The sequence below is a fragment of the Virgibacillus sp. M23 genome (genome assembly GCF_034190895.1).
In the GTDB taxonomy this organism is placed as follows: domain Bacteria; phylum Bacillota; class Bacilli; order Bacillales; family Amphibacillaceae; genus Virgibacillus; species Virgibacillus salarius.
In genome coordinates this window covers 1-11,397 of sequence record NZ_JAWDHA010000092.1, presented here as the reverse complement: position 1 = coordinate 11,397, position 11,397 = coordinate 1, and the positions used below count along the sequence as shown (strand labels likewise).

The 11,397-nt window shown below is 38.3% G+C and carries 9 protein-coding genes; all 9 read left to right on the top strand.

What is annotated here, in order from left to right:
* The first annotated feature begins 592 nt into the window (after positions 1-592).
* The gene (locus RVS70_RS20620) at positions 593-2,695 is read left to right on the top strand and encodes a (Fe-S)-binding protein (RefSeq protein WP_026681812.1); all 2,103 of its coding nucleotides are present in this window, start codon (positions 593-595) and stop codon (positions 2,693-2,695) included.
* A gap of 215 nt (positions 2,696-2,910) precedes the next feature.
* Entirely contained in the window at positions 2,911-4,095 is a 1,185-nt protein-coding gene (locus RVS70_RS20615; RefSeq protein ID WP_121603964.1) for an acetyl-CoA C-acetyltransferase, read from the top strand.
* A gap of 44 nt (positions 4,096-4,139) precedes the next feature.
* Positions 4,140-4,991 (top strand): 3-hydroxybutyryl-CoA dehydrogenase, encoded by an 852-nt coding sequence (locus RVS70_RS20610; protein ID WP_166530103.1) that lies wholly within the window; start codon positions 4,140-4,142, stop codon positions 4,989-4,991.
* A 32-nt stretch (positions 4,992-5,023) separates the two neighbouring features.
* Positions 5,024-6,157, top strand: a complete 1,134-nt coding sequence (locus RVS70_RS20605) for an acyl-CoA dehydrogenase (protein ID WP_026681809.1) — start codon at positions 5,024-5,026, stop codon at positions 6,155-6,157.
* A gap of 12 nt (positions 6,158-6,169) precedes the next feature.
* Positions 6,170-7,315 (top strand): acyl-CoA dehydrogenase, encoded by a 1,146-nt coding sequence (locus tag RVS70_RS20600; protein WP_026681808.1) that lies wholly within the window; start codon positions 6,170-6,172, stop codon positions 7,313-7,315.
* 29 nt (positions 7,316-7,344) lie between these two features.
* A complete protein-coding gene (locus RVS70_RS20595) occupies positions 7,345-7,956 on the top strand; it encodes a TetR/AcrR family transcriptional regulator (protein ID WP_034679226.1) in 612 nt (203 codons plus the stop codon).
* A 284-nt stretch (positions 7,957-8,240) separates the two neighbouring features.
* The gene (gene rpoE, locus RVS70_RS20590; protein ID WP_026681806.1) at positions 8,241-8,732 is read left to right on the top strand and encodes a DNA-directed RNA polymerase subunit delta; all 492 of its coding nucleotides are present in this window, start codon (positions 8,241-8,243) and stop codon (positions 8,730-8,732) included.
* A 238-nt stretch (positions 8,733-8,970) separates the two neighbouring features.
* Positions 8,971-10,584, top strand: a complete 1,614-nt coding sequence (locus RVS70_RS20585; protein ID WP_026681805.1) for a CTP synthase — start codon at positions 8,971-8,973, stop codon at positions 10,582-10,584.
* A 167-nt stretch (positions 10,585-10,751) separates the two neighbouring features.
* A complete protein-coding gene (locus tag RVS70_RS20580; RefSeq protein WP_026681804.1) occupies positions 10,752-10,991 on the top strand; it encodes a hypothetical protein in 240 nt (79 codons plus the stop codon).
* The last annotated feature ends 406 nt before the right edge of the window (positions 10,992-11,397 follow it).

Genomic DNA, 11,397 nt, shown 5'->3' with positions numbered 1-11,397 from the left:
AGCTGAAGGACAAACCCCACGGAAAGGGAAGTGGGCAGCCGGAGTGGTGGTCAAGCAGTAGCTATTATTCCATAATAGCTACTAGAGGAAGCGTAAATCTGAGCATTTAGTGATAAGGACTGAGCGATTTCTTAATTCTTTATCCCACATATAGCTGGCAGTAATACCCCAAATGATTGAAGCTTTACTCTATACAGCAATCCTGACCCTGCAGGGGATATACACTTCGCATTACGTGGGCAACATTCCAACTTCCGCGGAAGCAAAGAGGAGATTTTGATTTATTGGAGTTGATACTTGTGAATAGTATGTTTATTTGGAATAATTAAGATAGCATTGATCTATTACTATCTACCTGCATTCTAACCTATATACTGTTGCATAGTGAAACAGAAGGTGAAATCGCCTATAGCAAAAAAAGGTTGACTGAATGATCATTCATATTTTATAGTAGGGATACATAAGATTTTAAATGAAGTTATTTTTCTGAAAAATGGAATCGCTATCATGGTGGTTATAAATCTTTCATTGTTAGTAACAATGAAAATTTCACATTATAATAGATTACTACATGATTAGGGGGAGCGAATGAATGGAAACATTTCTGCTTATTAACGCATTGGCCTTTGTAGCAATCACAATCTATGGTATTTACCTATTCGTTAAGGTTGTGGCAACTAGAGTAGCCTATATTAGGCTAGGCAGAAAATCAGAATTTGATCGTGATTTCAAAGAAAGATTCAGAAGAATTGGAAAAATTGTGTTTGGACAATCAAAATTATTAAAGGATAAAAAATCCGGTATTATTCATGTCATGATGTTCTATGGGTTTATTCTTGTCCAATTCGGTGCTATTGATATGTTTATAAAAGGGCTATCTCCGGACAATCACTTACCACTCGGTATATTCTATCCAGGGTTTGTATTCTTCCAAGAGTTAGTTACATTAATGATTCTTGTCGCAGTAGCATGGGCATTTTATCGCCGTTATATGGAAAAGCTTGTCCGACTGAAGCGAGGGTTTAAAGCGGGACTAGTGCTAATATTTATTGGGACTTTAATGATTTCCGTGTTATTTGGAAATGGAATGGCACTTCTATGGCATGGACATGATCCGACTTGGACTGAGCCAATTGCTAGTTCCATAGCATTAGTATTTGGATGGATTACACCGACGGTAGCAATGGTACTATTTTATATAGCATGGTGGGTGCATACAATTACAATTCTAACTTTCTTAGTTTATGTACCACAATCTAAACATGCTCACTTATTGGCTGCGCCTGTAAATGTGTTTTTAAGTAAGCGTGTACCAGGCAAGCTAAAAAAACTTGATTTTGATATGGATGAAGAAGCAGACGAAGAAGAGATTTCTTTCGGCGTAGGCAAGGTAGAAGATTTTGAGCAGCATCAAATGATAGACTTCTACGCATGTGTCGAGTGTGGTAGATGTACAGATGTATGCCCTGCAGCTGGTTCAGGAAAAATGCTGTCACCAATGGACATAATGATTAAAGTACGTGATCATTTGACGGAGAAGGGCGCAGCTATTACTGGTAAATCACCATGGGTTCCTGCATATGCTTTTTCAAATACTCAAGGAAACAGTGCAAGTGCAGATAATGAAGCAGCAGCAACGGTTCAAAGCGCAAGTCTTATCGGAGACGTTATTACAGAAGAAGAATTATCAGGGTGTACGACATGTCGAAATTGTGAGGATGCGTGTCCGGTAAATAATGAACATGTAGGAACTATTATTGATATGCGCCGCTATCTTGTTATGACGGAAGGGAAAATGGATCAGGACGTCCAACGTGCGGTGATGAATATTGAAAGGCAAGGAAACCCTTGGGGACTGTCTAAAAAAGATCGAATCAAGTGGCGAGAGCAGGATGAAGCAGTATATATCCCTACAGTAAAAGAGTTGAAGAAAGAAGATAAGGAATTTGAATATTTATTTTGGGTAAGCTCAATGGGGGCTTATGATAGCAGAAGTCAAAAAATTGCTATTGCATTTGCTAAATTAATGAATCAAGCAGGTATAAGCTTTGCAATTTTAGGCAATAAAGAGGCCAATTCAGGAGACACAGCTCGGAGAATAGGAAATGAGTTTTTATTCCAGGAAATTGCTGAGAAGAACATTAAAGAATTCACAAAAAATAATGTTCAGAAAATCGTTACCATTGATCCACATGCTTATAATATTTTTAAAAATGAATACCCTGATTTTGGATTTGAAGCTGAAGTATACCATCATACGCAATTACTATATGATTTAGTTCTAAATGGAAAGCTTGAACCACAACGTGAAATAAATCAGCGTCTAACTTATCATGATTCATGCTATTTAGGAAGATATAACGGAGTGTATGATCCTCCTAGAGAAATACTTCGTTCCATTCCAGGATTAGAATTAGTAGAGATGAATCGCAGCAAGGAGAATGGTATGTGCTGTGGTGCTGGCGGGGGACTTATGTGGTCAGAGGAGACAACCGGTAACCGAATTAATGTAGCACGTACGGAGCAAGCGATGGCAGTACAGCCAAACATGATATCTAGTGCATGTCCATACTGTTTAACAATGATAAGTGATGGTACAAAAGCAAAAGAAGTAGAAGAGGATATTAGCACGATGGATGTAGCAGAAATACTTGCGTTATCTGTGTTTAGAGAAGAAGAGGTAAAGAGTGCTTAAGCAGCTAGTTATATATTACGTTTATTATATTTATGGAAAAGCAACGGTTTACTCAGAGAAATGTGAGGGGGAGCCATCCTCCTCTATTTTCCAATAAATGAAAAGCAACGTCGCGTCTTGGTTGGAGGTTATGCCAAGCTTTTTATTAGAAGATTGTTTGAGCGAGCGTTCAATCATAAAGAAAGCGTAATCAAAAAAAGAAGGGATGTTTTAAGATGAGAAAATCAGTAATTATCGCAGGTGCAAGAACGCCTTTTGGTAAATTTGGAGGTGCGTTAAAGCCATTAACGGCATCGCAACTTGGCGGTAAGGCAATTGGAGAAGCATTAAAACGTGCGGATATGAATGGCGCAGATATTCATGAAGTGATTATGGGAAATGTTTTGCAAGGTGGACAAGGACAAATACCATCTCGTCAAGCAGCAAGAGAAGCAGGTATTCCATGGGAGGTAAAAACAGAAACCATTAATAAAGTATGTGCTTCTGGATTACGTAGTGTAACACTAGCTGATCAATTAATTCGGCTAGGTGATGAAGAAGTAATTGTAGCTGGAGGAATGGAGAGTATGAGCAATGCCCCGTATATTCTTCCTGATGCTCGGTGGGGTAATCGCATGGGTGATAAGAAAGTAATCGATATGATGGTCCACGATGGCTTAACCTGTTCCTTTAAGGGTGTTCATATGGGTGTTTATGGAAACTCAACAGCTCAAGAGTACGAATTGACTAGAGAAGAGCAGGATGAATGGGCGTACCAAAGTCATCAACGTGCAGTTAAAGCGATAGAGGAAGGGAAATTTGCTAAAGAAATCATTCCAGTAGAAATCCCTCAGCGTAAAGGGGATGCAGTTATCGTTGATACGGACGAAGCCCCTCGGAAAGATACAAGTCTAGAAAAATTAAGTACGTTAAGACCTGCCTTTGACACGGATGGAACGATTACAGCTGGGAATGCTCCTGGTGTTAACGATGGTGCTTGTGCCTTTGTGGTAATGTCAGATGAAAAAGCTGAGGAACTGGAAAAAACACCACTTGCAATCATCCAAGGGCATACAGAAATAGCTGTTCCTGCGAAAGATTTTCCGAAAACACCAGGGCTTGTTATTAATAAGCTGCTAGAGAAGACAGGGTATAAAAAGGATGATATTGATTTATTTGAAATCAATGAGGCTTTTGCGGCAGTTTCGTTAGCAAGTGGAAAGATAGCAGGAATTGATAAGGAGAAGGTAAATGTGAACGGAGGAGCGGTCGCTTTAGGACATCCAATTGGAGCGAGCGGAGCGAGAATTATCTTAACGTTAATATACGAATTAAGACGCAGAGGCGGTGGTTTAGGTATTGCTGCTATTTGTAGTGGCGGTGGCCAAGGGGATGCAATATTGATTGAGGTACCGAAGTAATAGCAATAAACGTATATACAAAGGGATTCTAAAGGAGGTAAAACATGGAAATTAAACGAGTTATGGTAGTTGGCGCAGGACAAATGGGAGCAGGTATTGCACAGGTGTGTGCACAATCAGGTCTCAAAGTACAATTGAATGATAACAATGCTGTTGCATTGGAAAGAGGGATGCAGACGATTCAGAAGCTATTGGATCGGTCTGTGCTAAAAAAAAGGATAACAGAGCAAGAAAAATTGGAAACGCTACAACGCTTATCTGTATCAGAAACGCTACAGGATGCTTCCAAAGCTAATTTAATTATTGAAGCGGTTATTGAGAATATGGAGGTAAAGACAAACATTTTTCGCCAATTAGACGTCATCGCTCCCGCCGATGCGATTCTTGCGTCTAACACCTCATCCTTACCAATAACCGAAATAGCTGCAGTAACAGACAGACCGGAGCAGGTTATCGGTATGCATTTTATGAATCCTGTTCCGGTAATGAAGCTCGTTGAAATTATTCGCGGCTTACAAACAAGTGATCAAACCTACCAAATCATTGAAGATATGGCGAAGAAATTAAGTAAAACACCAATTGCGGTCAATGATTTTCCGGGTTTTGTTTCCAACCGAATCTTGATGCCGATGATTAACGAAGCCATTTATACATTATATGAAGGTATAGCCTCCGTAGAGGATATTGATACATCTATGAAACTAGGAATGAATCATCCGATGGGGCCACTTACGCTTGCAGATTTTATTGGCTTAGATACATGTCTATATATTATGGAAGTTCTTCATGAAGGCTTTGCGGATAGTAAGTATCGCCCTTGTCCGTTACTTAGACAATATGTCAAAGCTGGTTGGCTTGGGAAAAAGTCAGGAAAAGGTTTTTATGTGTATAACTGATTCAACATGAATCGACAAAAGGGGGAATACTAATGGTACAGGTAACCGAAGAGCAAAAAATGCTACGTAAAATGGTAAAAGATTTCGCAGAAACAGAAATCGTTCAAGAAATCCCACGGATGGAAGCAGAAGATAGATTTCCACGAGAAGTCTTAAAGAAGATGGGGGATTTAGGGTTAATGGGTATCCCAATCCCAGAAGAATATGGCGGAGCTGGAATGGATTACACATCCTATATTCAAACCATTCACGAAATTTCAAAAGTTAGTGCAACCATTGGTGTTATACTATCTGTCCACACTTCTGTGGGAACAAATCCAATTCTTTATTTTGGGACTGATAAACAAAAACAGTACTACTTACCAAAATTAGCATCTGGTCAATATATTGGTGCTTTTGCATTAACGGAGTCTGGTGCTGGTTCAGATGCAAGTGGTTTAAGGACAAGGGCAGTAAGACATGGAGACAAGTATATATTGAACGGATCAAAAATTTTTATCACAAATGGTGGAGAAGCAAATACATATATCACTTTTGCTCGTACTGGCGATGGAAAGAAGGATATAAGCGCTTTTATCGTTGAGAAAGACACGCCTGGATTAAGCATTGGGAAAAGAGAAAAAAAGATGGGATTACATGGATCTAATACCGTTTCTTTAACATTTGATCAATGCGAAATACCACAAGAGCAGCTGCTAGGAAAAGAAGGTGAAGGATTTAACATAGCCATGCATAATTTAAATATTGGAAGAATTGGAATCGCAGCTCAAGCTTTAGGTATAGGTGAAGCAGCTGTGCAATATGCAACAAATTATGCAAAGGAACGAAAACAATTTGGTGTGTCTATTGCAGATAATCAAGGAATCTCCTTTAAATTAGCTGATATGGCAACTCGATCAGAAGCTGCAAGGTTACTTGTTTATCAAGCTGCTTCTCTTGTTGAACAGGGGAACGACTGTGGGAAGGAAGTTTCCATGGCAAAACTATATGCATCGAAGGCTGCTGTTCAAAATGCCATTGAGGCAGTGCAAATATATGGTGGTTATGGTTATACCGAGGATTATCCTGTGGAAAGGTTATTTAGAGACGCCAAGATTACCGAGATTTATGAAGGTACTAGTGAAATACAGCATATCGTAATTGCCAAACATCTACTTAATAACTAAGGGGGGACAGTAATGAACTTTCAACTGTCAGATGAACAGCAAATGCTGCGAAAAATGGTTGCAGAATTTGCCAAAAAAGAGGTTGAACCAACCGCAGCTGAACGTGACGAAGAAGAACGGTTTGATAGAGAAATCTTTCATAAACTGGCTGAACTAGGATTAACGGGGATACCTTGGCCAGAAGCATATGGAGGAATAGGCGCAGATTACATGAGTTATGTCATTACTGTAGAGGAGCTTTCCCGTGTTTGTGCTTCGACAGGAGTTACGCTATCTGCGCATGTATCATTGGCGAGCTGGCCAATCTACAAATATGGAAATGAAGAACAGAAAAAGAATTTCCTTACACGGCTAGCTACAGGTGAAGCGCTTGGAGCGTACGCACTGTCTGAGCCAGGGGCTGGTAGTGATGTTGTCTCCATGAAAACCACGGCAAAGGAAGAAGCGGATCATTTTGTTTTAAATGGAAACAAGGTGTGGATTACTAATGGTGGTGTAGCAGATATTTATATCGTATTTGCAAAAACAGATGCAGATAAGCAACATAAAGGAATTAGCGCATTCATTGTAGAAAAAGGTACAAAAGGCTTTACATTTGGTAAAAAAGAAAAGAAGTTAGGTATACGTTCCTCACCTACAACAGAACTCGTATTTGAAAATTGTCGAGTTCCTAAAGAGAATCTGTTAGGTAGTGAAGGTGAAGGGTTCAAAATTGCAATGTCAACGCTAGATGGAGGACGCAATGGAATAGCTGCACAAGCGCTAGGTATTGCCCAAGGAGCATTAGATGCTGCTGCCGCTTATGCAAAAGAAAGAGAACAATTTGGCAAGCCTATCGCTCATAATCAGGGTATTTCCTTTAAACTTGCAGATATGGCAACGGAGATAGAAGCGGCAAGACTTTTAACTTATCAAGCTGCCTGGCTAGAGTCGGAGGGGCAGCCTTATGGAAAAGCTTCGGCCATGTCAAAGCTGTTTGCAGGGGATGCAGCGATGCGGATCTCGGTTGAAGCGGTTCAGATATTTGGTGGTTATGGCTATACGAAAGATTATCCAGTTGAACGGTTTATGCGTGATGCCAAGATTACACAAATATATGAAGGTACCAATGAAATACAACGCTTAGTAATAGGAAGAATGATAACTTCCGGAAAGTAGATCGGTAGAAGTAGGAGGTGAAGAAGAATATGGATCCCATTCTTTCTTCCATAAAAGATCAAGAGTTAGTAGAAAAGCGCAGAAATCAAATGATTAAAGGTGCAATGACGCTTTTTAAAGAAAAAGGATTTCATCGTACGACGACCAGAGAAATAGCTAAGGCATCAGGCTTCAGCATTGGAACCTTATATGAATATATTAGGACGAAGGAAGATGTGCTATTTCTTGTATGTGATTCTATTTATCAGCAGGTGTCTGAACGTTTAGAAGCGCAGATTGATTTGAATAATTCGTCTGTGGATCATTTTAAAAATGCAATTCGTTCATATTTCCGATTAATGGATGAAATGCAAGAAGAAGTACTTATTATGTATCAGGAAGTGAAATCTTTAGAAAAAGAGATAAAAGAATATGTATTGCAAAAGGAAAGAGACATGGTATCTATGCTTGAGCGTGTCATCTCTACTTGTTTTCCCGGTTCAATTTCTCAGCGAGATCGAGAATTGCTAGCAAATAATATTTTTATACAAGGACAAATGTGGGGGTTTAGAAGATGGATGCTACAAAAACAATTTACGCTTGAAGAGTACATGGATAGACAGATCCATTTTTTGATGAGCAGTATAACTGCTTCGGAATAAATCCATCACCGATTACTTCTTAAATTCAATATATCAAGATTTACAAAAAAGTACTACTGCATATGTATGCTATTTTTAGACTTCTAAATATTAAAAAATAGTGAAACCGTAAAAAGCTTCATATTTTTTCTGCTTAATTGCTAGCATAAACCCTGTATATTTGTTTATAATGTATGGTATGGTTAAAGGTAGTAGGAAGACTACTAGAAATACTTATTCAATAAACAAATAGTTAAATTAGGCAAAATAAGCCATCAATATACAAGTAAAGGGAGTGCGTTACCGTGAGCTTGAAAAATTATAGCCACGAAGAAATTCAACATATGTCTATGATTGAAGTAGCTAATTTAATTCTTTTGGATGAGAAAAAAGCTTTTCATTTTAAAGACGTATTTGATAAGATAGCAGAATTAAAAGGATTTACAGACGGAGAAAAAGAAGCTAATATTGCCCAATTTTATACGGATTTGAACGTAGATGGTCGTTTTATTACTACTGGTTCAAATATGTGGGGATTAAAACGCTGGTATCCTGTAGAGCAAATGGATGAAGAAGTTACCGTCGCACCTAAAAAGAAGAAAAAAGCGAAGAAGAAAAAAGAAGAAGATGTAGAAGATGATTTAGATGTTGTAGAAGATGATCTAGAGATTTTTGAAGACGATTTTGATATCGATGATATGGATGAAGAGATTGATGAGGAATTCGATGAAGAATTTGATGAAAATGATGAGGATTATGAAGAAGACGATGACGATAATGAAGAGTTAGAGCGTTAAAAGTGTTAAATAATGGATTTGAAGTAAGCTTGACTTTTTATAGCTGGATCAGTACAATTTAAATTGGGCTCTTTTATTTTAATTATCGAAGCGTTTCCCCATCCAACTTGGGGAGGCGCTTTTATTATTTTTCAGCAGATAAGTACAAGATAAATGTAATAGATAAAGCTACCCATCATTTACCCATTCATTTAACAAATCAAGATAAGAAAATCATGTAAAGAAAGAGGGAAAGACGATGACAAAGTATATATTTGTGACTGGAGGAGTTGTATCTTCTTTAGGGAAAGGAATTACAGCTGCTTCCTTGGGACGTTTGTTGAAAAATCGCGGTCTAAAGGTAACTATTCAAAAGTTTGACCCATATATTAATGTTGATCCTGGAACGATGAGTCCTTATCAGCACGGGGAAGTATATGTAACCCAGGACGGCGCGGAAACAGATTTGGACTTGGGGCATTATGAACGATTTATTGATATTAATCTGAATAAATATAGTAATATAACAACCGGTAAAGTCTATTCGAGTGTAATTCGTAAAGAACGCAGAGGCGATTATTTAGGTGGAACAGTTCAAGTCATTCCACATATTACTAATGAAATTAAAGAGCAAGTTTTTCGTGCCGGTGAAGCAACAGGTGCAGATGTAGTGATAACCGAAATCGGTGGCACAGTAGGTGATATTGAATCCTTGCCATTTTTAGAAGCAATTCGTCAAATCAAGAAGGATGTAGGAAGAGATAGTGTAATGTATTTGCATTGTACGCTTGTTCCTTATATTAAGGCTGCTGGTGAAATGAAAACGAAGCCTACCCAACATAGTGTTAAAGAGTTACGTTCGCTAGGAATTCAACCTGATGTAATTGTATTACGTACAGAAAGTGCGATTAGCAAAGAAATGAAGGAAAAAATTGCTTTATTCTGTGATATTAATGAAAAAGCGGTTATAGAAATGCGAGATGCAGATACGCTATATCAAGTGCCTATCTCCTTGCAGGAACAGCAATTAGATCAACTAACATGTAGTCATTTTGGACTTGATTGCCAAGAAGCAGATATGGAAGAGTGGAAAACGCTTGTATCTAAAGTACGTAATTTATCCAAAAAAGTGGATATCGCACTTGTTGGGAAATATGTTGAATTACCGGATGCATATATTTCCGTTGTCGAAGCATTAAAACACGCTGGTTTTGTTTATGATGCAGATATTAATGTACATTGGATTAATTCTGAGAAGCTAGATCAGGAAACGATTCATAAATCTTTAGAAAATGTAGATGGTATCTTAGTTCCGGGAGGATTTGGAGATCGTGGTATAGAAGGGAAAATTGTAGCTATTCAATATGCTAGAGAAAATAAAATCCCATTTTTGGGAATTTGTTTAGGGATGCAACTAGCAACAGTTGAGTTTGCTCGTAATGTACTGGATTTGCAAGGAGCACATTCAGCAGAAATTGATCCGAGTACACCTTATCCAATTATTGATTTATTACCAGAGCAGAAAGATGTTTCTGACTTAGGTGGTACATTGAGGTTAGGTATATATCCTTGCAAGCTTCAAGACAATACGAAAACAAGAGCAGCTTATGATGGTGAAGAATTTATTGAAGAAAGACATCGACACCGTTACGAGTTTAACAATGCGTATCGTGACCAAATGATAGAACATGGATTTGTCTTTTCTGGTACAAGTCCAGATGGTCGACTTGTTGAAACAATTGAAATTGAAGATCATCCATGGTTTGTTGCTAGTCAATTTCATCCGGAGTTTACCTCCCGTCCAACAAGACCTCAATCGTTATTTAAAGGATTTATTGGAGCAGCAGTAAAACAAAATGAAGCGAAAAAATAATGGATCAAGAGGCTGGGACAAAACCCAGTAGAATAAAAAAGTGTCACGCACCAGTTGATTGGTGTGTGACACTTTTTTATCTAATTTAATAATTTTTGTACGCAAAAAGGATACCTTCTGATAAAGTTAAAGTAACCACACCATAACAGAATCGGAGGCATCCTTTTATGTTTAAACATTATAACATGAATCAAATAATTTTGCCGCTAGATTTAGAAATCAAACTTCAAGAAAATGATATAGCTTACACCATTCATCATGTCATAGAGAGTATCTCAGTTCAGCTTGTAAGGATTGCCTCTGGATTTATCTTACATATAATAGGCAGTAAGCCCCCACCTCACGCAATGATGAACCCAATATGGATAAGTGGGGATCGACTGCCAGTAAATGTCCGATTGGTTTAAAGGCCTTTAGATCATACCCTTGTGGTACGAACAATCAGTGAGGGTATACAAAATCCCCACTGATTGAAGTTTCACTTTATAAAAGCGTTTCACTATTTTGTCAGGCGTACGCGCTTTGGTTGCCCACTTTTCGCTGGAGTCTTTCCTCCTTTTAAAAAACCCTCTTCTGTTGCTTTAAGGGAAATGAATGTTTTTTTGTACTAAGTTAAGAAAGTATAAAATCGGTGCAATGACTGCGTTAAGCCAAGTAGTTATTTTGAAATGTTAGATGTATATTGGTGCTCCGACTAATTACTTCGCTTTCCGAGGGCACGGCCTCAACTAACTTTGCAAAGAAGAACACGTTGCAAAGTGGATTTTCGGCTCGCGCAATTCCCGCAGGAGTCTACGTAATTAGTCTCCGCTA

Coding starts and splice junctions, on each gene's coding strand:
- RVS70_RS20585 (WP_026681805.1), top strand. CDS start 8,971: ATGACAAAGTATATATTTGTGACTGGAGGAGTTGTATCTTCTTTAGGG.
- RVS70_RS20595 (WP_034679226.1), top strand. CDS start 7,345: ATGGATCCCATTCTTTCTTCCATAAAAGATCAAGAGTTAGTAGAAAAG.
- RVS70_RS20605 (WP_026681809.1), top strand. CDS start 5,024: ATGGTACAGGTAACCGAAGAGCAAAAAATGCTACGTAAAATGGTAAAA.
- RVS70_RS20620 (WP_026681812.1), top strand. CDS start 593: ATGGAAACATTTCTGCTTATTAACGCATTGGCCTTTGTAGCAATCACA.
- RVS70_RS20600 (WP_026681808.1), top strand. CDS start 6,170: ATGAACTTTCAACTGTCAGATGAACAGCAAATGCTGCGAAAAATGGTT.
- RVS70_RS20580 (WP_026681804.1), top strand. CDS start 10,752: ATGTTTAAACATTATAACATGAATCAAATAATTTTGCCGCTAGATTTA.
- RVS70_RS20610 (WP_166530103.1), top strand. CDS start 4,140: ATGGAAATTAAACGAGTTATGGTAGTTGGCGCAGGACAAATGGGAGCA.
- RVS70_RS20615 (WP_121603964.1), top strand. CDS start 2,911: ATGAGAAAATCAGTAATTATCGCAGGTGCAAGAACGCCTTTTGGTAAA.